Source organism: Microbacterium sp. ABRD28 (genome assembly GCF_003850245.1).
Classification (GTDB): Bacteria; Actinomycetota; Actinomycetes; order Actinomycetales; family Microbacteriaceae; genus Microbacterium.
Map to the genome: position 1 here is coordinate 2,988,400 of NZ_CP031015.1, position 22,956 is coordinate 3,011,355.

Here is a 22,956-nt window from a genome sequence, read left to right on the forward strand (position 1 = left end):
GGATCATCCTACCGAGCGGTCTTGCGCCCCCGAATGGCGCGCACGGCCATCTGCACGGCGATGACCGTCAGGAAGGCCGCAAAGAGGATGTTGCCCAGCTGCGGGTCGACGAGGGTGGCCAGCCACGTGCCGACGGGGGCGGTCGCACACGCGGCGATCCCGACGATCGCGGCGGCAGGGAGGTCGACGTTCTTGCGGATCAGGTTGCCGACGGTGCCCGAGATCGCCGTCGGGATCATCATCAGCAGCGAGGTCCCCTTGGCGAGGAGGTCACTCGTGCCGAAGAGGAGCAGCAGCACCGGGACCACGATCACCCCGCCGCCGACGCCGAGAAGACCCGCGAGGATGCCGGTGACGACACCCAGCGCGACGAGGCCGAGCACTGTCACGACGGTGAGCGCAAGGCCGGCATCCCGCGAGGGGATCACCAGGAAAAGGGACACGATCACGATCACGAGGAATCCGACGAAACCCCACCGAAGGACCGTCACGGGTGTCCGCGGAAGCAGCCAGGTGCCGATCTGCGCCCCCACTACCGCGCCCGCGGCGAGGATGAGAGCGGGGATCCAGGCGACGGAGTCGTTCACCGCATAGGCGATCACCCCGACCGCGGCCGTCGGAACGATGGCCGCCAGCGACGTTCCCGCCGCAAGCCGCTGACCGTACCCGAGCACGAGCACGAGGAGCGGGACGACGACGGTGCCGCCCCCGACCCCGAACAGGCCGGACATCAGTCCGGCGACGAAACCGACGCCGAGGCACGTGAAGACGAAGCGCGCATCGCGCGCCGTGGGGGCGTCGGTCATTCCTCGAAGTACGCGTTGTCGATGACCCAGGCACCATCGACTTCGACGACGGTGTACTGCCAGCTTTCGACGATCGGCGCAGGGGTCTCCAACGGCTCGCCGTCAAGGAAGAGACTGTCGTACGTCTCCGTCGTGTCGATGAAGATCGAGCCCTCGGACGAACTGATGCCCACGACCTCCACCTGATAGTTCTCCACCGACTGCGCGAAACCGGCCGACTGCTCCTCAAACGCAGCACAATCGGTGAGTCCACCCCCCTCGCGGAAGGCCTCCGACGTCGCCTCGAGGTACTTGTCGCAGTCACCCTCGCGCCATGCCTCGTCGTAGAGCTCGACCGCCCGGACGGCCTCCTGCTGGTCGGCTTCGTCGACGCCGCCCCCCGACGAGAAGACCCCGATCAGGATGGGAATGAGCACGGCGGCGGCGATGACGATGCCGAGGAGCACGACACCCAGAACCACCCACAGGATCCAGAGCTTGGACTTCTTCGGCTCGGTCGCCGCGGTGAAGGCTCCCCCGGCGGGTGCATTCCCGGGCGCACCCGTGAAACCCGGAGCCGAGGGAGGGGCATCGGGTCCGGCCGGCGGCGCATCCGTTCCGTCCTCGGTCGACTGCACGTGCTCGGTCCACTTCGCACCGTCCCACCACCGACGGGTGCCGGGGCCGTAGTCGTACCAGCCGGGAGGGTTCGTGCTCATGCTCGCTCGTTTCGTCGTCTTCCGGCCGTGCGAGGAACCGGTGGCCGCCGCACTAAGACTACTGCCGCCTCTCGGCGCAGCGAACGCAGCGGGTCGCGGTGGGACGCACCTCCAGCCGCCCTTCCGGGATGGGGTCCGCGCACACCTCGCAGATGCCGTAGGAACCCGCCGACACCCGGTCGAAGGCGGCGTCGATGCCCACGAGCTCGGCCATCACGCCAACACGCACCCCCTCGATGCGCGACCACTCCGCAGAAAGGGTTCCTCCCTCGGGATCGTGTTCGTCGTCGGCGGACTCGGCGCCGCGCGCATCGCGCAGCTGCGCGAGCTGCACCTCGACCTCGGCGAGGCGCCGCTGCGCGGATTCGCGCGCCGCACGGAGGGCGTCGACCGGGACCTTCATGACGCGCACGCTACCGGCCGCGTCCGACATCGGCGCCCCTAGGCTCGAGGGGTGCGCCGGCGCCCCGCCCGCACGGAGAGGCAGACAGCGTGCGCGTCGTCGTCATCGGCGGAACCGGCCACATCGGCACCTTCCTCGTTCCACGGCTCATCCGCGCCGGCCACGAGGTCGTCTCGATCAGCAGAGGTGCGAGGCCGCCGTACGTCGCCTCCTCGGAGTGGAACGCGGTACAGCAGGTCGTCGCCGACAGAGAGGCCGCCGACCGCGACGGCACGTTCGGCGAGATCGTGCTCGCCCACGACCCCGACGCCGTCGTCGACCTCCTCGCCTTCACCCCGGAGTCCTCGCGCTCCCTCGTCGAGGCCCTGCGCGGTCGCGGCGGGCACCTCGTCCACTGCGGAACCCTCTGGCGCTACGGCCCGAGCGACCGGGTGCCGATCCGTGAGGGCGAGGGCACGCCGCCGTTCGACGAGTACGGCATCCTCAAGGCCGAGATCGCCGCGCTGCTGGCCGCGGAGACCGCCGCCGGGGGGCTCGTCACCACCACCGTCGACCCCGGTCACATCGTCGGCCCGGGCTGGACGCCGGTCGGGCCGCTCGGCAACGGCGATCCGCGCGTCTGGTCCGATCTGTCGGCGGGCCGCACGCTCCGAGTGCCGGGAGGCGACGGCGCCCTCATGCACCACGTCCACGCCGACGACGTCGCGCAGGTCTTCGAGCTCGCCCTCGCGCACCGCGACGCCGCCGCCGGCGAAGACTTCCACGCCGTCGCGCCGTCCGCGCTGACCGTCCGGGGATACGCGGCGGCCGCGGCATCCTGGTTCGGACAGCCTCTGTCTCTGGAGTGCATCACCTGGGAGCAGTTCCGCACCGAGACGAGCGAACGGTACGCCAACGCGAGCTGGGGGCATCTGCACCGCAACCACTACCTCAGCATCGACAAGGCTCGTTCGCTGCTCGGCTATCGCCCGCGGTACGAACCCGAAGACGCGATCCTCGAGTCGGTCAGGTGGCTCATCGACAACGACAGGATGGATGTCGCGGGGCCGCTCCTGGTCTGATCGGCGTCGTCCCGGCATGCGGCACACGGCGGTTTCGAAGCGTGGACCGCTACCGTGGCTCGCATGCCGAAAACTGCGGACGGATCCGACTGTCATAGTCCCGGCGCCCGGGTGACCCCGGGCGCGTCCCCGCGAGGGGAGGTGAACCGATGAACGGCGACCTCCTCCTCAACATCGCCCTCGTGGTGGTCTTCGTCCTCATCGGCGGGGTGTTCGCCGCCACCGAGATGGCGCTGGTGACCCTCCGCGACAGCCAGGTGAACGCCCTCGCCGCGCGCGGCAAGCGCGGCCAGAAGGTCGCCGACCTGGCCCGCAACCCCAACACGTTCCTCTCGGCCGTGCAGATCGGCGTGACGGTGGCGGGCTTCGCGTCAGCCGCCTACGGCGCATCGTCGATCGCTCCGAGTGTCGCGCCGCTCTTCGTCTCCCTCGGACTCGACGAGGGCCTCTCACTCACGATCGCCACCGTGGTCCTGACGCTGATGATCGCGTACCTCTCGCTCGTGCTGGGCGAGCTCGTGCCCAAGCGTCTGGCGATCCAGCGGAACGTGCAGTTCGCCTATGGTGTCGCCCCGGTGCTGAACGGCTTCGCCGTGCTCATGCGCCCGGTGATCTGGCTGCTGTCGGTGTCGACGAACGCCGTGGTGCGCCTTCTCGGCGGCGACCCGCACAAGACCGGCGACGAGCTCACCGAGGAAGAGCTGCGCGACATCGTCTCGAGCCACCAGGGTCTGCCCGAGGACGAGCGGCGCATCCTCGACGACGTGCTCTCGCTCCGGGGACGTCAGATCAGCGAGGTCATGCGCCCCCGCCCCGAGGTGGTCGCGCTGGATCACGCCGACGAGGTGGGCGATGCCGCCGCGCGGGTGCGCGAGCTGCCGTACTCGCGCTATCCCGTCGTCGATCAGTCGATCGACGACATCACGGGGTTCGTCCATGTCCGCGACCTGTTCGAGGCCGCGGCGGTCGACCCGCGTCAGCCCATCGGGCCGCTCGTTCGCGCCATCCCCTATCTGCCCTCGACCGCGCGGGTGCTCCCGACCCTCACGGGCATGCGGGCGGCCGGCGACCAGATCGCCGTCGTCGTCGACGAGTACGGCGGCACCGACGGGATCGTCACCCTCGAGGACCTGGTCGAGGAGGTCGTGGGTGAGATCTTCGATGAGTACGACACGGATGCCGCGACCGCCGACCTGTCGGAGAACGGCGGCACCGTCGACGGCCGGCTGAATCTGCAGGACTTCGAGGAGGCCACCGGGCTCACCCTCCCCCGCGGGTCGTCCGACACGATCGCCGGTTTCATGCTGGAGCGGCTCGGGCGCCTGGCCGTCGTCGGCGACACCGTCGAGGTGGATGGGGCGACGCTCAAGGTCACCGGGCTCGATCGTCGTCGGATCTCGGAGCTGCTGGTGATTCCGAAGGAGCCGGCGCCGTCGACGGCGGAATGACGTCGATCCGCTCAGTGCGCATCTCGTGCTTTCGCCGCGCCCTGGCGACGACGAAGAGCACCGAGCCGACCGCGAGATAGACCAGCGTTCCGAGCCACACGGGGCCGGTCTGCTGGGTGAGGAGCACGATACTGGCGATGATCGCCAGGATCGGGACGACCCGGGGGACGGAGAAGTGGGGGTGCTCCACGCGGTCCTTCTTCAAGACCAGGACGCTGACGTTGGCGGAGAGGAAGACCAGCAGCAGCAGGAGGACGGTCGTCTCTGCGAGCGTCGCGACGTCACCGAGCAGCGTCAAGAGGATCGTGACGGCCGCCACGACGACGATCGACACCCACGGCGTGCGACGTTTCGGGAGAACCCGCCGGAACGCCCGCGGAAGCAATCCCGCCTCTCCGAGGCCGTAGCCGACCCGGCTTGCCATGACCATGAACAGCAGCGCGCCGTTGGCGATGGCGATCAGGGCGATGATGCTGAACAGCCAGCCCGGAACGGGGAGTCCGCTCGCCGTCACCACCTCGAGGAGCGGTCCGGTCGATTCGGCGAGGTCGGCCGGCGGCACAACGATCACGGCCCCGATGGCGATAAGCAGGTAGACAACGGCGGCGGTGAGGATGGCGCCGAACAACGCCCGGGGGTAGGCGTGGGAGGGGTTCTTCACCTCCTCGGCCATGTTCGCCGCCGCCTCGAACCCCAGGAAGGAGAAGAACGCGATGATCGTCGCTGCGAACGCCCCCTGCAGGGGCGGCACATCGGGCGCGAACTCGACCAGGCGACTCGGGTCGCCGCCGCCGCCTCCGAAGACGATGGCCGCGATGACGATGATCAGCACGAGTCCCGAGACCTCGATCATCGCCGCGACCATGTTCGCGCCGAGCGACTCGCGCACGCCGCGGAGGTTGATCAGCGTCAGCACGAGGATGAACGCGACGGCCATCGGCGCCGCGGGGAGGTCGACGAGGGTGGCGAGATAGTCACCGGCGAAGGCGTTGGCGAGTGCCGCCGCGGTCGTGATCCCCGACGCCATCATCAAGAACCCGACGAGGAACGACACGAAGGGGATCCCGAATGCCCGCTCGACGTAGCGCGCGGCCCCGCCGGCATGCGGGTACTTCGTGATGAGCTCGGCGTACGTGCCGGCGGTCAGCAGGGCCACCACCAGCGCGATGAGCAGCGGCAGCCAGATGACGCCGCCGACATCCAGGGCCATCGTGCCCACCAGGGTGTAGATCCCGGCGCCGAGCGTGTCGCCCACGATGAACGCGAAGAGGAGCCACACCCCCACCACGCGCCTCAGTCCGTGTTTCTCCTCGACGGGTGCCGCGCTGACGTCTTGAGCCATCTGGCCACTTCATCGGTGCGCGGCGCGACCATGCAACCTCTCCCGGTGCGACATGCACTGCCGTACAATCGCGCGACCTCCGGCTATTCGGCGTCGCTGACGAGTTTCAGTCCGACGATGCAGCCGACGAGTCCGATGATCAGCAGCATCCGGACCCAGGAGAAGCCCTCGTCGCCCGTGATCATGGCGTAGAGCACGGTGAGGGATGCGCCGATGCCGACCCAGACGGCGTATGCGGTGCCGGTCGGGATCTCGCGCATCGCCCAGGCCAGCCCGCCCATGCTCGCTACGAGGGCGATGCCGAACACGACGCTCGGCCAGAGCTTGGTGAAGCCCTCGCTCTTTCCGAGGGCCGTGGCCCAGACGGCCTCGAGGACTCCGGAGATGATGAGGATGACCCACGACATGATGCTCGCCTCCATGGCCAGTCTTGTCGCTCACCGGGTACTGAACCCTCGTCCGGGGATCCGGTCGGGATCCGTCGACCAGGCTACCGCCACCCCCTGATCACCGCCTGGGCAGCGATCACGGGGCGGCGGGCTGGGCGCGACGGCGCCGGAGAACACGAAAAGCCCCCGGAGTGCCGGGGGCTTGTCTCTGTAGCAGGAGCGGGGCTTGAACCCGCGACCTCACGATTATGAGTCGTGCGCTCTCACCAACTGAGCTACCCTGCCGCGATACACCGGCAGCAAGATGCCGGATGCTGCGAGCCCCGAGTCAGGATTGAACTGACGACCCCTTCCTTACCATGGAAGTGCTCTGCCACTGAGCTATCGGGGCGTGCTGCCCTGCGCGGGCAACTCAACGAGAATACCAGAGCCGAGGCTCCCCGTTGAATCGGCGGTCACCCTCCCGCGTGCTGCCGAAGCCACGGCAGCGGGTCGATCGGCGTGGTGCCGTTCATGAGCAGCTCGAAGTGCGTGTGGGCGCCGAACGAGCGGCCGGTGTTGCCGGTGCGTCCGAGGACGGTGCCGACCGTGACCTGCTGACCGGGCACGACCTGCATCGAGTCGTACTCCATGTGCGCATAGTGGCTCGAGATCAGCTGACCGTCCACGACGTGGTCGATGATCACGTGCACCCCGTACGCGCCGCCCGACTCGCTGGCCACACGCACGGTACCGTCCGCGATCGCCTGGATCGGTGCTCCGGCGCCGGGGACGAAGTCGAGGCCTTCGTGCATCTTCCCCGAGCGCATGCCGAACCCGTAGCTGATCGGCACGCCGACCGCGAACGGCCACTGGATGGCGGCGGTGGGGTCGTTGACGTAGAAGTTCGAGAAGTTCGTGATCCCCGACGCGGCAGCCAGGTCGGCCATCGTCACCGTCTCGTAGCTCTCGCCGCGGGCGATCTGGGCGTTCTCGGTGGTGGCCGGGGCGACGTATGCCTGGATCTCGTCGGGGTCGACCGAGAGGTCTGTCGACGCCGGTGCCATCGTGGAGAGCGTGGCCGATTCGCTGCCGGTGGCAGCGGCCACGGCCTCGGCAGGAGTCGTGGTGGCGACGGCGAGAAGACCGACGATCCCCATGACGCTCACCGAGAAGGATGCCGCTGCGGCGCGACGGAAGGCGGCTCCGCGTGCCGGGCGACGGCGACGGGCGGCCGCAACGTGCGCGGCGATGTCGGGGGTTGCGGGCGCGGGATCGCTGTCCGCCGCGGTGTCATCGGCGGGGGCGAGCTTCTGCACCGGCGTCTCGCCGGTGAAGCAGAACAGTCGCGCGGCGGCCTCGAACTCATCGTCCGCCTGCGGCGCAGCGTCACGGGTGTCCTCCGGATCTGCCGCCGGAACCTCGTCGGCGACCGAGTGACCCATGGGCGGCTCGAGGAGACGGAAGGGTCCGGTCGTCGTGGAGGCGTCGAAGAGGAGCGCCCCGGTCCCCCCGGTGAAGGTCGCCGGGGAGTCGGGATGCTCGGGATCCGCCCCCTCGGCGTCGCCGTTATCGGCGTCGGTCGACGATCCTTCCGCCGATGCCTCGGGCACCTCGGTCACGCTCGCCTGGGCCACGGGGGCCGACTCGGCGGGGGTCGCCGTCACCGACGAGGCGGGCGAGTGCGCGACATCCCCGGCGTCACCGGTCATCGAGGCGGAGCCGGCCACCGGCACGGACCCGGTCGAGAAGACGGGGTTGATGAGGAACGGCTGCGCGGCAGCCCGGGCGCGCAGCGCTCGGCGGCTCATCGCCGGCGGAGCGGTAGAGGGCTCACCGGCGGGGGGAACGGTCGTCGTCTCCGCCGGGGTCTGAACGTCCGCGGGGGAGACTCGACTCGACCGGCGGGTGCGCGGGCGAAGAGCCGAGGATGAATCGTGGGGCAAAACGGGGGCGTGCTTCCGAGTCGTTGCCGCACATGGGGGTGCACGGCAGGCGGTCGTTGGGGGATACTTCCGGTTCGGACACCAAAAGTAACGAACGGATAAACACTACCCGGCGACGTCTGGGAATGCCATGTACGACACCGGCGCGCAACCGGTCACGCGGCGGCTCAATCTGTGGTGAGCGACACCAGGCGCTCGAAGATCCCGGGACCGGCGGCGACCGTGAGGGGCCGCGCCGCGGCATCCGGCATCTCCACTCGCGCGAACCGCCCGCCCGCCTCGGTCACGAGCAGCGCCCCTGCCGCGAAGTCCCAGGGCTGCAGCCCGCGTTCGAAGTAGCCGTCGAGCCGCCCCGCGGCCACGAACGCGAGATCGAGCGACGCGGCACCGATGCGGCGGATGTCGCGGGCGATCGTCATCGCACGGCCCACGCGTGCGAGGTCGGAGGCGTGGGTCGCGGGGTCGTAACCGAATCCGGTGGCCAGGAGCGCTCCGGCGGCGGCCGGTTCGGCGTTGACCGTCAGGCGCGCCCCGTTCAGCCACGCACCCTCGCCGCGGGTGGCATGGAAGAGCTCCCCGCTCGCGGGGTTGAAGACGGCGCCGGCGAGGGCGTCCCAGTGCTCCGGGTCGCTCCCGCCCGCGACGGCGGCGACGCTGACGGCGTACGAGGGGATGCCGTAGGCGTAGTTGACGGTGCCGTCGATCGGATCGATGACCCAGGTGACGTCGGAGTCACCGCCGTGCGACACCGGCGCTGCACCCGACTCCTCGCCGAGGAAACCGTCACCCGGGCGCTCGCGGCGGAGCCGATCGCGGATCAGCTCCTCGACCTCGCGGTCGGCCTCGGTGACGATGTCGGCGAGGGCCGACTTCGTCGCCGCGATCGCGACGCCCTCGGTGCGGCGGCGACGGGCGAGCTCCCCCGCCTCCCGGGCGAGGTCGACGGCCAGATCGTGCAGCTGCGCGGCAAGCGTCATGCCCCTCACGCTACCGCGGCGGTTTCGTCGCCAGGATCCATGCGGAGGTCGGCGAGCGCCTCTACGGTGGAGCCATGCCTCTCCCCCGTGATGCCGCTACGCACGATGTCGTGATCGTCGGCGGCGGTCACAACGCCCTCGTCGCCGCCGCGTACCTCGCCGGCTCAGGTCACCGCGTCGTCGTCCTCGAGCGACTCGACCACGTCGGCGGAGCCGCCGTGTCGGAGGAACCCTGGCCGGGGGTGGCTGCCCGCCTGTCGCGGTACTCGTACCTCGTGAGCCTGCTCCCCCGCGCGATCATCGACGACCTCGGACTTCGGATCGACCTTCGGCGCCGGCGCTACTCCTCCTACACGCCCTCTCCCACCGATCCCTCTCGCGGCATCCTCATCGATCGGGGCGACGCGGCGGCCACGACGCGCAGCTTCGTCCGGACGACCGGCGACCCCGCCGAGGCCGATCGCTTCGCCGCTTTCGGCGACAGGCTCCTCCCGCTCGCCCGCCGGGTCTTCCCCACGATGACCGAGCCCCTCCGCCCCCGCACCCAGGTGCGCTCGCTCGTCGACGACGACGAGCTCTGGACGGATGTCGTCGACCGGCCCCTGGGCGAGATGCTGCGTCGTTCGCTGGAGACCGACCTCGCCCGCGGGATCGCGCTGACGGACGGGCTCATCGGCACGTTCGCCACAGCCGACGACGCGAGCCTCGCTCAGAACCGCTGCTTCCTCTATCACGTCATCGGCGGGGGCACCGGGGACTGGGACGTGCCCGTCGGCGGAATGGGACGGGTCAGCGCCGAGCTCGCCCGAGCCGCCCGCGACGCCGGCGCAGAGGTCCGCACGGGCGCCGAGGTCACCGCCATCGATCCCGACGGCGAGGTGACCGTGGCGGGTCCCGACGGGCGGAGCGAGACCCTGCGGGGCCGGCTGGTGCTGATGGGCGCAGGACCCGCGGTGCTGACCGACCTGCTGCGAGCGGGGGGCGCCGCGGCCGAGAACGCCGGCATCGCGCCCGAGGGCGCGCAGGTGAAGGTCAACATGCTGCTCCGGCGGCTTCCCCGCCTGCGCGACAGCGAGGTGTCAGCTGAGGCGGCCTTCTCGGGCACCTTCCACATCAACGAGACCCTGAGCCAGCTCGACCGCGCGCATGCCGCCGCCTCAGCGGGCGAATTCCCCGATCCGCTGCCGGCGGAGATCTACTGCCACTCCTTGACCGATCCCTCGATCCTCGGACCGCAGCTACGGTCCGAGGGGGCGCAGACCCTGACCCTCTTCGGGCTTCAGGTGCCCCACCGTCTGGTCGCCGGCCGCGACGCCGACGCTGCCCGGGCGGAGGCACTCGCCGCGGCGTCATCGTCACTGAATGCCGTGCTCGCAGAACCGATCGAGGACTGTCTGTACACCGCGCCTGACGGATCGCCGTGCGTGGAGGTGCGAACGACCGCCGACCTGGAGGAGGCGCTGCGGATGGCCGGGGGCGACATCTTCCACGGCGGACTCGCCTGGCCGTGGGCGGACGATGACGCCGACCTGTCGACCCCCGCATCGCGGTGGGGTGTGGCCACCGCGCACGAACGCATCCTGCTGTGCGGCTCGGGCGCCCAGCGCGGCGGCGCGGTCAGCGGGATCGGCGGGCACAACGCCGCGATGGCCGCGCGGGAGATGCTCGGCTGACTAGTTGCGCGGCGGAAGCGGCGGCGGGGGCGGGAAGCCCTCGTAGCCCTGCGTACCGTGAGAGGCCTGTGCTCCTCCCGGGCCCTGGGCGCCCGGCACCGGCGGCGGGAACGTCGGCTGCGACGCCTGCTCGGGTGCGATCGGCACGAACGACTGGGCTCCCGGCGAGGGTCGGCCGGTCTGGTAGGCCTGCCAGTCGGGGCTGCCGTCGGGGAGCATCGGCAACGGCGTGCGGCCGTCGGCGTACATCGGCCACGGGAGAAGCTCCCCGTCGGTGGGTGCCGGGGCGGCGGAATAGGATGCCGCGGACACCGGCGCAGCGGACGCCGGAGCAGGTACCCCCTCCGTGACATCGGCTGCGGCGGCGTCGTCCTCAGAGGCGGTGGCACGGGGAGCGGACGGCGCGGAAGCGGCGGCGACGGGAGCTGCGGGCGCGGGGGCCCCAGGGGTCGGGGCGGCGGAGGTCGGCGCGAAAGGCTGCGGAGCGTTCTGCCCCTGCCATCCGGCCTGGGGCTGCCAGGCGGCCTGCGGCTGCCAGGCGGCCTGGGCCTGTCCCGGCCAGGTCTGGCCCTGGGGCGCGTGGGGGGCCCAGGCGGGGATGACGCCGGTCTGCTGCGCATCCGCGCCGGGGTATCCCGCGTAACCCGGGTACGTCGGGGCGACAGGCCGCGGCCGACGCGGCGCGAAGAGCACATTGATCAGCGGGAGAAGCGCGGTACCCACGGCGGCGAGGATCGTGATGGAGACGACGAAGCGCCAGTAGAGGTCGCCCAGCTGCGCGTACTCCGACAGCATCAGCGGGATCACCAGCATGATCGCAAGGGCGATCACGAGCACGATCGTCACGATCGCGATCACGGAGGTGAAGGTCGTGCGGTTGCGGGCGAGGGCCTTCAGGAACAGGCGGATGTGCAGCAGTGCCAGCTGCAGGATCAGCACGATGAGGAGGAACGACACGAAGCGGCCGAATCCCGAGTAGGGGAAGCGCTCCGGCATCCAGATCATCACCGCCCCGATCAGCAGCGTCACGACCCACACGCCCATGCTCGCCAGCGCCAGCCATGCCGGCCGGTTGGGAGCGAGATTCGCGTCGAGGATCGCCGCGCCGGCGAAGCCGGCGAGCAGCAGCACGGTGAGGAACGCGCGCGCGACGATGCCGTTCTCCGGCCCGATCAGCACCCAGACGACGCAGACGATCGCCGCTGCGATGAGAGCACCGATCGCCACCCAGATGGCGGCACGGATGAGGGGTGACCGACCCGGGTCATCCGTGGCCTGCGATCCGGCGGACGCGGGCGTCTCGTGCGGCTGGGGCTGTGTCATCTCGGTCCTCTCGTTGACGCATGCCCATCCTGGCACGCGCGGGCGGACGTGTCAGGCGGCCCGGCAGGAGCGAGAACGACAAGAGCCCGGCCGAAGCCGGGCTCTCTGGGTGGCGAGTGAGGGATTCGAACCCCCGAAGGCTACGCCGGCTGATTTACAGTCAGATCCCTTTGGCCGCTTGGGTAACTCGCCAAGTGCGCACCCGCCCGGCTTGTGCAGTCGACCGGAGGCGCGAGAAACAAGTCTAGACCCCCGACGGGCGTCGAAAAAATCCACCCCGGATGCCTGCGCTGCGCCCCTCAGGTTCCGAGGCGATCGAGGTCGGGGGCGGTCAGCGCCGAGGGAAGGCGCAGGAGCGCGCCCTCGAAGCGGCAGGTTGCGGCAGCGACATCCATGGCCCGCTGCAGCGCCTCACCCCACGCCTCGGAATCGGCGGGAACACCGTCGATCATGGCGGCGATGATGGTCGCGAAGGCCGCGTCGCCCGCACCCATGGTGTCGACGATGCGACCCGGCAGATCGGAGATCGGGCGGGTGACGACATCCGCCCCCGCCTCGATGGTGGCACCCGCGCGTCCCTGTGTGGCCAGGACCGCGGCCGCGCCGGCGTCGATGAGTCGCGCGCGCAGGGCGTCGAGGGGTTCCCCGTAGAGCAGCTCGGCGTCGTCTTCGCCGATCTTGACCAGCGCCGCGCCCGCGGCGAGCTGCTCGAAGCCGCGGACGAACTCCGCGCGGTCGTGCATCATCCCCTCGCGGGGGTTGACGTCGATCGCGAGTGGGGCGCCTGACGCGCGGACGGCCTGCGACAGCGCGAGGGTCTGGGCGACGTCGTCGAACGGGAAGCAGCTGATCGCGATGACGGATGCCGCATCGAGGGCGGCCCGCTCGGCGGCACCGAGGTGCACCGCGCGATGCTGGGCGGCGTCGTTGAAGACGTAGGTCGGCTCGCCTCCGCCGCTGCGCGTGCTCACCGCGCGCGACGAGCCGCGCGGTGACGGTGTCGAGAGCAGCACGACCCCGAAGTCGTCGAGGTACGACCGGATGCGGCCACCTGCTTCGTCGTCGCCGACCATCGCGATGAGGGTCGCGGGCACGCCGAGGCGTGCGAGACCGACGGCCACGTTCAGCGCGGCGCCGCCGACGAATTCGCGGACGCCGTGGTCGTCGCGCAGTTCGTCGATGAGGGCGTCGCCGATGACGACGGCGCGGCTCACGACCGGCTCCGCGCGTGCTGGGCGACGCTCTCGACGAAGGCCTCGGTGCGCCGACGCGTGCCGTCGATGCGCCGGTCGACGCTCGCGCGGATCTCACTCGGCGCAAGGGGGGCGGCCAGCCGGACGTTCTCGTGGCACGACAGGTCGGCGCACATGTAGGTGCCGACGCTGTCGCCGTTGCGGCCCGCCTCACCTGCCTTGCGCGCGGTGAAGAGCGCGACCTGATCGGCGGGCTGCATCGTGTGGCACAGGTTGCACATCGCCGAACGCGCCGACGAGGTGCCCTCGGCGGCACGCAGCAGCACACCGACGGCCTCGCCGTCGACCTCGGCGATCACATAGGCGCGCCCACGCGTGCGCGGGTCGCGCCAGGCCAGGAAGTCGAGATGATCCCAGTCGGTCAGCACGAAGTCGTTCGGCAGGGCCATCACCTGCAGCTCTTCGGGACGGGCGTTCACGAACGACGTGTGGATGTCGCTCTCGGTCAGCGGGCTCATGCACTCTCCTCGCCTGGTCTCGGGACAGTCTACGAACCTCTCCCCGCCCGCGGGCGGGTTGTGCGGCGCGGGAGCGTCGTCCGCCTCTCACGCCGGACGACCTCGCCCACTCCTCACGCCGGACGATCTCGCCCACTCCTCACGCGGGACGACCCCCGTCCACCCTCACGCCGCGCGACCCCCGTCCACTCCTCACGCCGACCCGTCAAGAATTGCGGCCCACGGAGCCGGGAAACGACAGAATTCGACGGGTCGCGAAGGATGAGCGACATTGATCGACGGGTCACGGAGGATAGGGTGGCGCCCGTGACGGAGGACGGTGGGTGGTCCGCCCTCGCGGAGGGATGGGCCGCACGGTGGGGCGGAGTGTCGGCGCCCGCGCGACAGGCGCTCATCACCGCGTGCGCCATCGGCCCGGGCACGCGGGTGCTCGACGTCGGCTGCGGCTCGGGCGAGTTCCTCGCCGAGCTGGCCGCGGCCGGAGCGCGGGCGATCGGGGTCGACTCCGCGTCGGCGATGGTCGCGATCGCCGCGCTTCGCGGCGACGCGCGGGAGGCGGATGCCGCCGCCCTCCCCTTCGAGGATGACTCGTTCGATGTCGTGACCGCGGTCACGGTCCTGCACCTCACCGACGACCTCGATCACGCCGTCCTCGAGTGCGCACGCGTGCTGCGGCCGGGGGGTCTGCTCGGCATCGCGGAATGGGACGACACCGGGCGGAGCGACCTGGCGGTCATCGAGCAGGCCCTCGAGGCTGCGCCGGCTCCCGCGGGGTCCCCGCATCCGTCCCCTCTCGATCTCGCGCTGGACGCGGCGGGCTTCCGTCAGGTCTCGCAGGGCGAGGTCGAGGTGCGGGTGCGGGCCGCCGACGCCGGCGACCTCGCGACGACCGTGCTGCTCGGTGAGGACGAGGCGACGATCGGCGAGCTCTGCGGAATCATCGGGACGGCGGCGGAACCGTTCCGGAGGGTGGACGGGAGCTACGAGCTGACGAACACCTTCCGCTGGCGCGTGGTCTCGCGCGGCTGAGCCTCAGAAGCCGAGTCGGCGGGCCACCGCGTCCGCCGCGCGCACCGGGAACGCGTCCCAGCCGGGCTCGAGGATCTCGCGGGCCAGCGCGTACAGCTCGCGTGCGGCGTCTTCGACCGGCGCCGACGTCGCCTCGGCGATGCGGGCGCCCCACTCGGGGAAGTCGCGCTCGAACCGGCGAAGCGGATCGATGATGTCGCGACGCGCCGTCGACCGCTCGCCGAAGCGACCGCGGATCGCGCGGACCAGATGGATGACCGCGGCACCGCGCACGAACTGCCCCGCGTTGAGCACCTCACCACGACGTGCCCGGCCGGTGCCGAGCAGGAGCTTGACGAAGACGAGCGCGGCGTCGTTGACGGGATCGAACCGATCGCGTGCGGCTGCGTTCGCGCGGGCGCGCGCGATCAGGTCGGCCGTCGTGCCCCGGTCGTCGTCGACGACGACGGTGGCCTCCCCCGCGACCGCGCCCTCCAGTTCCACGGCCTCCGAGAAGGCGAACTCGAACACATGCCCGTCGTCGTACACGGCGACGAACCCGATCTCGCCCTCGCGCGCGGTCACGGCGAGTCGGTCCTGATCGGGCAGCCACGTCAGGTCGGGCCGGACCTCCTGTCCGCGACCGTCGGCGATCAGGGCGAAGAAATCGTGATCAGACCATTCGTCGCGGCGATGCGCCGCGTCGTCCGATGCCGAGCCGAGAAGGACGAGGCCGATCAATCCGTCGCGCTCCTCCACCCCGGCTGCAAGGCCGCGGCTGAGCGCGGTGAATCGCGTGGGATCGGTGTGCACCGTCATCCGGTCACTTCACACTGCCGGCGGTGAGGCCGCCGACGATGAAGCGCTGCAGGGCGAGGAACAGCGCGACGGGGATGATGGCGGCCAGGACCGCACCCGCGGCGAAGACGCTCCAGTTGCGCGCGGTCTCCTGCGAGACGAACTGGTAGAGACCGACGGCGAGCGTCTGCTTGTCGGGGTCGGAGAGCACGACCGACGCGATGACGAAGTCGTTCGTCGTCGCCAGGAACGACAGCAGCCCGACGACGGCGAGGATCGGCGCGACCAGGCGCAGGATGATCGTGAAGAAGATGCGGGCATGGCCGGCGCCGTCGATCTTCGCCGCCTCGTCGATGGACGCCGGCACGGTGTTGAAGAACCCGTACATGAGGTACGTGTTCACCCCGAGCGCACCGCCGAGGTAGACCATGATCAGCCCGAGCTGGGAGTTCAGGCCCAGCGCCGGGAAGATGTCGGCGATCGCCGACATGAGCAGGAAGATCGCCACGAAGGCCAGCAGCTGCGGGAACATCTGCACCAGCAGCAGGGTGAGGAGGCCGAACCGGCGGCCCGTGAAGCGCATGCGCGAGAACGCATACGCCGCGAGGGCGCCGAGCAGCACCGTGCCGAATGCCGTGGCGAGTCCGATCACGAGCGTGTTGACGAACCACGCGCCGTACGGCTGCGACGGGTTCTCGAACAGCCGGAAGTAGGCGCCCAGGTCGAAGGTGGAGAACAGGCTGTTCGCCGTCAGCAGCGTACCGCCGGGGTTGAGCGACGCCGACAGCACGTAGGCGAGCGGGAACGCGCAGAACAGCAGCATGACGATGCCGATGATGTGGCGCCATCCGGTCTCGCGGAACCAGCGACCGAACGGTCGCCGCGGGGTGGGAGCGGCCTTCTCCGCCGCGGCAGCGCCGCGGCGATCGTCGGCGAGGGCCTCCGCGAGGGCCGGGGCGGGCTGCGAGGTCAACGGATTGGAGTTCAGTGCCATCTCAGTTCAGCTCCTCGAGGACCTTGGTCTGTCGGAAGCTCACGTAGGAGATGACGGCGACCAGGATGAAGATGATGATCGAGAACGCGCTCGCGAGCCCGTAATCGCGGTTGGCACCGACGAAGGCCACCTTGTAGACCATGGAGATCAGGATGTCGGTGGCGCCGACGTTGATCGACGCGTCGGCGAACCTCGGCCCGCCGTTGGTGAGCATGTAGACGATGTTGAAGTTGTTGAAGTTGAACGCGAACGACGAAATCAGCAGCGGGGCGACCGAGACCAGGAGGAGCGGGAACTTGATGTGGCGGAAGACCTGCCACACGCCCGCACCGTCGACGCGACCCGCCTCCTGGATGTCATCGGGGATCGACTGCAGCGCACCCGTGCACACCAGGAACATGTAGGGGAAGCCGAGCCAGAGGTTGACGATGAGAATCGCGACCTTCGCGAGTATGGGGTCGAGCAACCACGGTATGGAGGCGCCGCCGAGGAGCACCTGGTTGATGAACCCGAAGTCCTGGTTGAACATGCCCGCCCAGATCAGGGCCGACAGGAACGCCGGGAACGCGTACGGGAGGATGAGGATGACCCGGTAGTACTTGCGGCTCTTCATCTTCGGGTCGTTGAAGACGACGGCGAGGAAGAGCCCGAGGACGAAGGTGGTCGCCACCGAGAGGAAGGCGAAGACGAAGGTCCAGACCAGGACCGCGATGAACGGGCCACGGATGGATTCCTCGGTCACGGCGCGGACGAAGTTCTCCCCGCCGACCCAGACCTGCCATCCCGGAAGGATCTCGGTTCCGTCGTCGGCGGTGAAGGCACCGGTGCCGATGTCGCGGTAGACCACACCCGTTTCGGTGTCGGTCATGGTGTCGGCGACGGGATCCCACTCCAGACTCGACTGGAACAGGTAGGCGTTCGAACCGTCGGTGGTGCGCAGGTAGCCGTCGTTGAGATCGTCGTCGAGCGGGACGGTCAACGCGCCGATCTCGGCCTGATTGGCGAGGATCTGCGAGAAGTCGAGCACGTCGTAGCCCGCAGCCTCGGGCGAGGAGATCGATTCCAGCGGCATCTCGTTGCCGCCGACGCTGAGGTCTCCGGTCTCGGGGTCCTCCACGACGAGGAAGAACTCCCCGTCGCGGGTGGCGATCTGCACCGGGTACGTGGCGGAGTCCTCCACGCGCGTCTGCGACTGCTGGAGGAGGGAGGTGATCGCGTCTTCCTTGTCGGAGTTGTGCCCCGACCCGTAGTTGGTGAACGCGATGTAGACGGTGTAGAGCACGACGAAGATCTGGAAGATGAAGAGGAACACCAGACCGGGCGCGAGGTACTTGGCCGGGAGGAGTCCCGGGATGAGGTAGATCGCGTTGAGGACGACCACGCCGACCGCGATGGCCACGGCGATGACCCACTGCTCCTGGACGACGAGCACGAGGATGGCGTAGATCGCCATCGCGTCGACGATGCCCAGGGCGACGATCTTGAACAGCCAGACCTTCCAGCCGGCCGACGCGGCGTCGGCGAAGGCCGCGGCGCGGCGGCGCCGCTTCTCCGTGGCCGGATCGGCGCGACGATCGGACGCGCGGTCGTCGGTGTCGAGTGTCGGAATCGTCATCGAGGCTCCTTGGCGGACGATCGACGGCGCGGTCGATCTGTCAGGGGAAAGGGGTTCGGCGGGGATGCCGCGTGAGCGACACCCCCGCCGAAGGCGATCAGCCGATCTTGCCCTGGATGTTCTCGGCCATGGTGGTCCAGCTGGAGACCGGGTCGGAACCCTGGATGATGGCGACCTCGGTGGTGCCCCAGTCATCCCACACGGCACCCATCTGAGGGATGCTCGGCATCGGCACGGCCTCGGCGCCCACCGATGCGAAGCCGGCGACGATCGGGTCGGCCTGCGCGGCCTCGAAGGACTCGGTGAGCGCGGGGGCACGACCGCCGGCCTCGAACAGCGCGGTCTGCACCTCGGGGGTGGCGATGTAGTTCACGAGGAACTCGTTCGCCGCGAGGGCGTTCTCCGACTGCGAGCTGAGGAAGAAGGTCTGCACACCCGCGAACGGACGGGCGGTCTGGCCACCGGCCGACGGGATCGGGTCGACGGCGACGTTGACGCCCGCGTCCACCGCGTCGGCGATGTTCCAGGGACCGGTGAGGAAGAACGGCGCCTGGCCGGCGTTGAAAGCCTCCTTGGCGAGGTCGCCGTCGAGGTTGAGGTTGAACACGCCCGCGGCACCCTGCTGGCCGAGCCACGTCGCGAACTGCTGACCGGCCTCGTCACCGATGGTGAGGTTGGCGGCGTCGTACGAGCCGTCCGCGTTCTGGGCGAAGACCGAGTTCCCGAAGGAGGTCTGGAACGGGTACAGGTGGTACGGGTCGGAGTTCTGCGGGTTCAGGCCCACCACGAACGGGTACTGCGTACCGGCCGCGGTGCCCTTGGCGATCATGTCGTCGAAGTTCGTGGGCGCCTCGGGAACGAGGTCGGCGTTGCGGACCAGCGCGATGTTCTCGATCGCGTAGGGCAGGCCGTAGGTGTTGCCGTCGTAGGTGACCGCCGCGATGGCGACCTCTTCGAACTCGGCGGCCTTGTCGCCGAGCTCGACGGGCGCGACGACGCCGTCCTGCACGAAGGCACCGGTCCAGTCGTGGCCACCGATCGTGATGTCGGGGCCCTCACCGCTCGGCACCTGGGTGATGAAGTCCTGCTGGATGTCCTCGTACTCCTTGACGACGAGGTCGACGGCGATGCCCTTCTCCTCTTCGAAGGCGGTCGCGACATCCTGGAGGGCGCGCTCGCGGTCGGCGTCGACCCAGACGGTCAGGGTGTTCTCGGCGGCACCGGAGTCGCCACCGTTGTCGGCGCCGCCGGAGCTCTCGCCACCGCCGCCGCCCGCGCAGCCGGCGAGCACAACGGCTCCGCCGACCAGGAATGCGCTGAGACCCAGCGCACGCTTGTTCATCACCTTCATCGGTGTTCGCCTCTTTCTTTGGGGAGGGCGACAGGTCCGCGGGAGGCGGCTCCCTTGTCGCCAGCTCGTGTTGCAAGCGCTTACAGTTTGCGTCAGTCGCACGTGGTTCGCAATCCCGTGAGTCGGTCGATACCATCCTGTGACCGTTCCGCCGCGGGAATTGTGCCGGAGCCACAACGACAGACCCGCGCTTCAGGTTTGGAAGCGCTTACATCTACAGGCGGGAATTGTTGTCGTTTCCGAGATTCTCCCCGTGCGGCTTCGCGATCGCCGAGGGCTTCCCGAATCGGCGGCAGAAGGGCTCGCTAGACTCCCGGCATGGCCGACTCAAGTTTTGACATCGTCTCGAAGATCGATCGGCAGGAAGCCGACAACGCCCTGAACCAGGCGCGTAAAGAGGTCGAGCAGCGCTACGACTTCAAGGGCACCGACGCCTCCATCGAGTGGAGCGGCGAGGCGATCCTCATCAAGGCGAATTCCGAGGAGCGCGCCAAGGCGGTGCTCGACGTCTTCCAGACGAAGCTCATCAAGCGCGGCATCTCGCTGAAGAGCCTCGACTCGGGAGAGCCGACGGCCAGCGGCAAGGAGTACCGCATCGTCTCGACCCTCAAGGAAGGCATCTCGCAGGAGAACGCCAAGAAGATCGGCAAGATCATCCGTGATGAGGGCCCGAAGTCGGTGAAGTCGCAGATCCAGGGCGACGAGCTGCGCGTGCAGTCGAAGTCTCGCGATGATCTGCAGGAGGTCCAGCGCCTTCTGAAGGCCGCCGACCTCGACGTCGACCTGCAGTTCGTCAACTACCGATAAGCGGCAGATCCCGTTCCGTGGAACTCTTGCGCACCGGCGCACGATGGCTCCTCGCCGCGCTCCTCGCGGCCGCGGGGATCTCCCACCTCACCTGGGGCCGGCGCGGGTACCGGATCGTGGTGCCCGACTGGTCGACCCGGATGACCGGACTGAGCAAAGACGCCATCGTGGTGGGCTCGGGCGTCGCCGAACTCCTGCTCGCCGGCGCGGTCGCCACGATCCCCCGGGAACGCAGTGTGGGGTGGCTCGTCGCCGCGTTCTTCGTGGCCGTCTTCCCCGGCAACGTCCACCAGTGGCGCACCGGCCGTTCCGCCCCGATGTTGCGGACCGAACGCGCACGATTCATCCGCCTGCTCCTCCAACCCGCCCTCGTCGCGTGGGCGCTGTGGGCGAATCGCTGAGGGGGAATGGGCGAGGCCCGTACGCGCGTTGAAGGTCGCATGCGATCGATCGTGTACTCCCGCGCCGGCGACTCCTCCGTTCTCGACGTCGTGGAGCGAAGCATTCCGCAGCCCGGACCGGGCGAGGTGCGCGTCCGCGTCGCCGTCTCCGGCGTGAATCCGACCGATTGGAAGGCTCGTCGAACGGGGACGGCCGCCACGGCCTTCGGCGAGGTGACCCCCAACCAGGACGGCGCCGGCGTCGTCGACGCCGTCGGCGACGGCGTCGACGCGCCCTCCGTGGGTGAACGCGTCTGGATCTTTCTCGCGCAGCACGAGCGACCGACGGGAACCGCCCAGGAATACACGGTCGTTCCCGCCGCACGCGCCGTTCCTCTTCCCGAAGACATCGGTTTCGATGTCGCCGCCGGCCTCGGCGTTCCCGCGATGACCGCGCACCGCGCCCTCACCATCCACGAAGACGGTCCCGAGCGCCTCTCCGCCGGCGCACTGGCCGGACGCACCGTTCTCGTCGCCGGCGGCGCGGGCGCCGTCGGCCACGCGGCCATCCAACTGGCGCGCTGGGCCGGGGCCACCGTCATCGCCACGGTCTCCAGCGACCAGAAGGCCACGCTCGCCCGCGACGCGGGCGCGCACCACACGGTGAATTACCGCCGCGAAGACACGGCCCGTCGCATCCTCGAGATCGCTCCTGGCGGGGTCGAGCAGATCGTCGAGGTGTCACCGGCCCACAACTTCGCACTCGACACCGACGTCATCGCCAATCACGGAAGCATCGCGTACTACGCCGACAACGGCGGTGACGAGGCGATCATCCCCGTCGTGCCGACCTTCGCGAAGAACATCCGGTTCCAGGGCCTGCTCATGTACACCGTGGGCGAGCGCGCGCTGACGGCGGCGGTCGAGGACATCACTGCGGCGCTTCGCGACGGCGCCCTTCCCGTCGGCGAGGACGCGGGGCTCCCCCTCACGTGGTTCGGCCTCGACGACACCGCGGCAGCCCACGACGCTGTCGAGAACGGGGCGATCGGCAAGGTCCTGATCGACGTCTCGGGCGACAACCACTGACCGGCAGCCGCCCTGAACGTCAGCCGGACGTCTTCGACGCCGGCCGCGGCAGCAGGTCAGCGGTGTGGTAGGCGAAGACGAGTCGCGCCGGCACCCGCCCGGTGAGGACTTCCTCCACCGCCTCGTTGACGTCCTCGAGATCCCGCTCCTCGGCGATCACCCGTGTCCTTCCTGCGGCATGCAGATCGAAGACTTCCGCAAGATCCTGCCGCGTCCCCACGATCGAGCCGACGACGCTGATCCCGCGAAGGACTGTGTCGAACACCGGCAGGGTGTACTCCCCGCCCGCGGGCAACGCCACCAGCACCAGGCGTCCCCCGCGATTGAGGGCGTCGAATGCCTGGCGAGTCACCTCCGGTGCAACGGCGAGCACGATCGCGACGTCCGCGCCGCCGAGTTCCGCGATCATCGCCACCGGATCGTCCGTCGATGCGTTCACGACATGATCGGCACCCAGATCTTCAGCGAGCGCGAGTTTGTCGCCGGTGACGTCGACAGCGATCACCTTGGCCCCGACCAACCGGGCGTACTGCACAGCCAGATGCCCGAGTCCCCCGACGCCGAAGATCGCCACGGTCTCGTCCGGTCGAACACGGGCGTTCTTCACGGCCGCATACGTCGTCACCCCCGCGCAGGTGAGCGGCGCGGCATCCACGGGATGAACGCCGTCGGGGACGGAAACGACGAAGCGCGCGTCGGCGACCAGGTATTCGGCGTATCCGCCCGACACCGAGAATCCCGTGTTCGCCTGGCTGACGCAGAGATCCTCGCGCCCATCGATGCAGTAGCGGCAGCGACCGCATGCCCGTCCGAGCCACGGCACGGCAACGCGCTGGCCCACTCGAGGCTCGGTCACGCCGGCACCGTGCCCCTCGACGATCCCCACCGCCTCGTGTCCGGGGATCAGCGGGAAGGTCGCGGCCACCGGCCAATCGCCGTTCATCGCATGGATGTCGGTGTGGCACAGCCCGCACGTCTCGACGCGCAGGAGCACCTGACCGGGCCCCGGTTCGGGAACCGGAAGCTCCTCCACCTGCGCCGACGCACCGGCACGACTGACGACTGCTGCTTTCACGACTGGTCCTCCTCAGGCTGATGGAGGGAGTCTGCTCGTTCCCTCACGCGCGCCGGTGGGACCTTCGACCCCCGAGGAGAACG

22 protein-coding genes, 3 tRNA genes and 1 riboswitch are annotated in these 22,956 nt (G+C 69.7%); of the genes, 7 read left to right on the top strand and 18 right to left on the bottom strand.

The features are described from left to right. Positions 1-8 precede the first annotated feature (8 nt). Genes DT073_RS14395 through DT073_RS14405 form a run of 3 tightly spaced genes read right to left on the bottom strand, consistent with a single transcriptional unit; the run spans position 9 to position 1,907 of the window. Positions 9-806, bottom strand: a complete 798-nt coding sequence (locus tag DT073_RS14395) for a sulfite exporter TauE/SafE family protein (protein WP_124294017.1) — start codon at positions 804-806, stop codon at positions 9-11. Further along, entirely contained in the window at positions 803-1,504 is a 702-nt protein-coding gene (locus DT073_RS14400; RefSeq protein ID WP_124294018.1) for a DUF2510 domain-containing protein, read from the bottom strand. Before DT073_RS14400 ends, DT073_RS14395 begins: the two co-directional genes overlap by 4 nt. Before the next feature lie 58 nt (positions 1,505-1,562). Further along, the gene (locus tag DT073_RS14405) at positions 1,563-1,907 is read right to left on the bottom strand and encodes a TraR/DksA family transcriptional regulator (RefSeq protein ID WP_240638627.1); all 345 of its coding nucleotides are present in this window, start codon (positions 1,905-1,907) and stop codon (positions 1,563-1,565) included. Between the two features lie 89 nt (positions 1,908-1,996). Between DT073_RS14405 and DT073_RS14410 the strand changes: the two genes are divergently transcribed. Next, complete coding sequence (locus tag DT073_RS14410; protein ID WP_124294020.1) at positions 1,997-2,968, top strand: NAD-dependent epimerase/dehydratase family protein; 972 nt, start codon at positions 1,997-1,999, stop codon at positions 2,966-2,968. Positions 2,969-3,117: 149 nt separating this feature from the next. Beyond that, positions 3,118-4,416 carry a hemolysin family protein gene (locus tag DT073_RS14415; RefSeq protein ID WP_124294021.1) on the top strand — a complete coding sequence of 433 codons (1,299 nt, stop codon included), beginning with the start codon at positions 3,118-3,120 and terminating at the stop codon, positions 4,414-4,416. Here the strand turns inward: DT073_RS14415 and DT073_RS14420 are convergent. The 6 genes from DT073_RS14420 to DT073_RS14445 all read right to left on the bottom strand — a co-directional run bounded on the left by DT073_RS14420 (position 4,340) and on the right by DT073_RS14445 (position 9,049). Further along, complete coding sequence (locus DT073_RS14420; RefSeq protein ID WP_124294022.1) at positions 4,340-5,758, bottom strand: APC family permease; 1,419 nt, start codon at positions 5,756-5,758, stop codon at positions 4,340-4,342. The genes DT073_RS14415 and DT073_RS14420 overlap by 77 nt on opposite strands. An 83-nt stretch (positions 5,759-5,841) precedes the next feature. Then, positions 5,842-6,165, bottom strand: a complete 324-nt coding sequence (locus tag DT073_RS14425; RefSeq protein WP_124294543.1) for a DMT family transporter — start codon at positions 6,163-6,165, stop codon at positions 5,842-5,844. Positions 6,166-6,178: 13 nt separating this feature from the next. Next, positions 6,179-6,241: riboswitch (guanidine-III (ykkC-III) riboswitch) on the bottom strand. Between the two features lie 117 nt (positions 6,242-6,358). Next, a tRNA-Met gene (locus DT073_RS14430) sits at positions 6,359-6,432 on the bottom strand. 34 nt (positions 6,433-6,466) lie between these two features. Continuing rightward, a tRNA-Thr gene (locus DT073_RS14435) sits at positions 6,467-6,538 on the bottom strand. Between the two features lie 64 nt (positions 6,539-6,602). Then, entirely contained in the window at positions 6,603-7,937 is a 1,335-nt protein-coding gene (locus tag DT073_RS14440) for a M23 family metallopeptidase (RefSeq protein WP_205782948.1), read from the bottom strand. A gap of 302 nt (positions 7,938-8,239) precedes the next feature. Next, on the bottom strand, positions 8,240-9,049 hold the full coding sequence (locus tag DT073_RS14445) for an inositol monophosphatase family protein (protein ID WP_124294023.1): 810 nt from the start codon (positions 9,047-9,049) through the stop codon (positions 8,240-8,242). A gap of 74 nt (positions 9,050-9,123) precedes the next feature. Here DT073_RS14445 and DT073_RS14450 point away from each other — a divergent pair, with 74 nt between their 5' ends. Beyond that, positions 9,124-10,722, top strand: coding sequence for a phytoene desaturase family protein (locus DT073_RS14450; RefSeq protein WP_124294024.1), 1,599 nt, complete (start codon positions 9,124-9,126; stop codon positions 10,720-10,722). Here the strand turns inward: DT073_RS14450 and DT073_RS14455 are convergent, their stop codons facing one another. The 4 genes from DT073_RS14455 to DT073_RS14470 all read right to left on the bottom strand — a co-directional run bounded on the left by DT073_RS14455 (position 10,723) and on the right by DT073_RS14470 (position 13,756). Continuing rightward, on the bottom strand, positions 10,723-12,045 hold the full coding sequence (locus DT073_RS14455; RefSeq protein ID WP_124294025.1) for a hypothetical protein: 1,323 nt from the start codon (positions 12,043-12,045) through the stop codon (positions 10,723-10,725). Positions 12,046-12,155: 110 nt separating this feature from the next. After that, positions 12,156-12,237: transfer RNA gene (locus DT073_RS14460), tRNA-Tyr, on the bottom strand. A 107-nt stretch (positions 12,238-12,344) separates the two neighbouring features. After that, positions 12,345-13,259: a PfkB family carbohydrate kinase gene (locus DT073_RS14465; protein ID WP_124294026.1), complete on the bottom strand. Its 915-nt coding sequence runs from the start codon at positions 13,257-13,259 to the stop codon at positions 12,345-12,347. Then, positions 13,256-13,756 (bottom strand): FBP domain-containing protein, encoded by a 501-nt coding sequence (locus tag DT073_RS14470; RefSeq protein WP_124294027.1) that lies wholly within the window; start codon positions 13,754-13,756, stop codon positions 13,256-13,258. The genes DT073_RS14465 and DT073_RS14470 overlap by 4 nt, the downstream gene beginning before the upstream one ends. Before the next feature lie 306 nt (positions 13,757-14,062). Between DT073_RS14470 and DT073_RS14475 the strand changes: the two genes are divergently transcribed. After that, entirely contained in the window at positions 14,063-14,785 is a 723-nt protein-coding gene (locus DT073_RS14475; RefSeq protein ID WP_240638628.1) for a class I SAM-dependent methyltransferase, read from the top strand. A gap of 3 nt (positions 14,786-14,788) precedes the next feature. Here the strand turns inward: DT073_RS14475 and DT073_RS14480 are convergent, their stop codons facing one another. The 4 genes from DT073_RS14480 to DT073_RS14495 all read right to left on the bottom strand — a co-directional run bounded on the left by DT073_RS14480 (position 14,789) and on the right by DT073_RS14495 (position 19,522). After that, positions 14,789-15,583 (bottom strand): hypothetical protein, encoded by a 795-nt coding sequence (locus DT073_RS14480; protein ID WP_124294029.1) that lies wholly within the window; start codon positions 15,581-15,583, stop codon positions 14,789-14,791. A gap of 4 nt (positions 15,584-15,587) precedes the next feature. After that, positions 15,588-16,556: a sugar ABC transporter permease gene (locus tag DT073_RS14485; protein WP_124294030.1), complete on the bottom strand. Its 969-nt coding sequence runs from the start codon at positions 16,554-16,556 to the stop codon at positions 15,588-15,590. A gap of 1 nt (position 16,557) precedes the next feature. Further along, a complete protein-coding gene (locus DT073_RS14490) occupies positions 16,558-18,171 on the bottom strand; it encodes an ABC transporter permease subunit (protein ID WP_124294031.1) in 1,614 nt (537 codons plus the stop codon). 97 nt (positions 18,172-18,268) lie between these two features. Next, the gene (locus tag DT073_RS14495) at positions 18,269-19,522 is read right to left on the bottom strand and encodes a sugar ABC transporter substrate-binding protein (RefSeq protein ID WP_124294032.1); all 1,254 of its coding nucleotides are present in this window, start codon (positions 19,520-19,522) and stop codon (positions 18,269-18,271) included. A gap of 318 nt (positions 19,523-19,840) precedes the next feature. Here DT073_RS14495 and DT073_RS14500 point away from each other — a divergent pair, with 318 nt between their 5' ends. Genes DT073_RS14500 through DT073_RS14510 form a run of 3 tightly spaced genes read left to right on the top strand, consistent with a single transcriptional unit; the run spans position 19,841 to position 21,798 of the window. Beyond that, the gene (locus DT073_RS14500) at positions 19,841-20,329 is read left to right on the top strand and encodes a YajQ family cyclic di-GMP-binding protein (RefSeq protein WP_124294033.1); all 489 of its coding nucleotides are present in this window, start codon (positions 19,841-19,843) and stop codon (positions 20,327-20,329) included. Between the two features lie 26 nt (positions 20,330-20,355). Continuing rightward, positions 20,356-20,730 (top strand): DoxX family protein, encoded by a 375-nt coding sequence (locus tag DT073_RS14505; protein WP_124294545.1) that lies wholly within the window; start codon positions 20,356-20,358, stop codon positions 20,728-20,730. 39 nt (positions 20,731-20,769) lie between these two features. Further along, a complete protein-coding gene (locus DT073_RS14510) occupies positions 20,770-21,798 on the top strand; it encodes an NADPH:quinone reductase (protein WP_124294034.1) in 1,029 nt (342 codons plus the stop codon). A gap of 19 nt (positions 21,799-21,817) precedes the next feature. Here DT073_RS14510 and DT073_RS14515 read toward each other — a convergent pair whose 3' ends face one another. Then, positions 21,818-22,873: an alcohol dehydrogenase catalytic domain-containing protein gene (locus DT073_RS14515; protein ID WP_124294035.1), complete on the bottom strand. Its 1,056-nt coding sequence runs from the start codon at positions 22,871-22,873 to the stop codon at positions 21,818-21,820. Between the last annotated feature and the right edge of the window lie 83 nt (positions 22,874-22,956).

What these genes read in the sequence shown, in the direction of transcription:
- DT073_RS14450 (WP_124294024.1), top strand. Translation starts at nt 9,124, where the DNA reads ATGCCTCTCCCCCGTGATGCCGCTACGCACGATGTCGTGATCGTCGGC.
- DT073_RS14495 (WP_124294032.1), bottom strand. Translation starts at nt 19,522, where the DNA reads ATGAAGGTGATGAACAAGCGTGCGCTGGGTCTCAGCGCATTCCTGGTC.
- DT073_RS14420 (WP_124294022.1), bottom strand. Translation starts at nt 5,758, where the DNA reads ATGGCTCAAGACGTCAGCGCGGCACCCGTCGAGGAGAAACACGGACTG.
- DT073_RS14455 (WP_124294025.1), bottom strand. Translation starts at nt 12,045, where the DNA reads ATGACACAGCCCCAGCCGCACGAGACGCCCGCGTCCGCCGGATCGCAG.
- DT073_RS14425 (WP_124294543.1), bottom strand. Translation starts at nt 6,165, where the DNA reads ATGTCGTGGGTCATCCTCATCATCTCCGGAGTCCTCGAGGCCGTCTGG.
- DT073_RS14400 (WP_124294018.1), bottom strand. Translation starts at nt 1,504, where the DNA reads ATGAGCACGAACCCTCCCGGCTGGTACGACTACGGCCCCGGCACCCGT.
- DT073_RS14470 (WP_124294027.1), bottom strand. Translation starts at nt 13,756, where the DNA reads ATGAGCCCGCTGACCGAGAGCGACATCCACACGTCGTTCGTGAACGCC.
- DT073_RS14395 (WP_124294017.1), bottom strand. Translation starts at nt 806, where the DNA reads ATGACCGACGCCCCCACGGCGCGCGATGCGCGCTTCGTCTTCACGTGC.
- DT073_RS14440 (WP_205782948.1), bottom strand. Translation starts at nt 7,937, where the DNA reads ATGAGCCGCCGAGCGCTGCGCGCCCGGGCTGCCGCGCAGCCGTTCCTC.
- DT073_RS14490 (WP_124294031.1), bottom strand. Translation starts at nt 18,171, where the DNA reads ATGACGATTCCGACACTCGACACCGACGACCGCGCGTCCGATCGTCGC.
- DT073_RS14480 (WP_124294029.1), bottom strand. Translation starts at nt 15,583, where the DNA reads ATGACGGTGCACACCGATCCCACGCGATTCACCGCGCTCAGCCGCGGC.
- DT073_RS14415 (WP_124294021.1), top strand. Translation starts at nt 3,118, where the DNA reads ATGAACGGCGACCTCCTCCTCAACATCGCCCTCGTGGTGGTCTTCGTC.
- DT073_RS14500 (WP_124294033.1), top strand. Translation starts at nt 19,841, where the DNA reads ATGGCCGACTCAAGTTTTGACATCGTCTCGAAGATCGATCGGCAGGAA.
- DT073_RS14510 (WP_124294034.1), top strand. Translation starts at nt 20,770, where the DNA reads ATGCGATCGATCGTGTACTCCCGCGCCGGCGACTCCTCCGTTCTCGAC.
- DT073_RS14485 (WP_124294030.1), bottom strand. Translation starts at nt 16,556, where the DNA reads ATGGCACTGAACTCCAATCCGTTGACCTCGCAGCCCGCCCCGGCCCTC.
- DT073_RS14445 (WP_124294023.1), bottom strand. Translation starts at nt 9,049, where the DNA reads ATGACGCTTGCCGCGCAGCTGCACGATCTGGCCGTCGACCTCGCCCGG.
- DT073_RS14405 (WP_240638627.1), bottom strand. Translation starts at nt 1,907, where the DNA reads ATGAAGGTCCCGGTCGACGCCCTCCGTGCGGCGCGCGAATCCGCGCAG.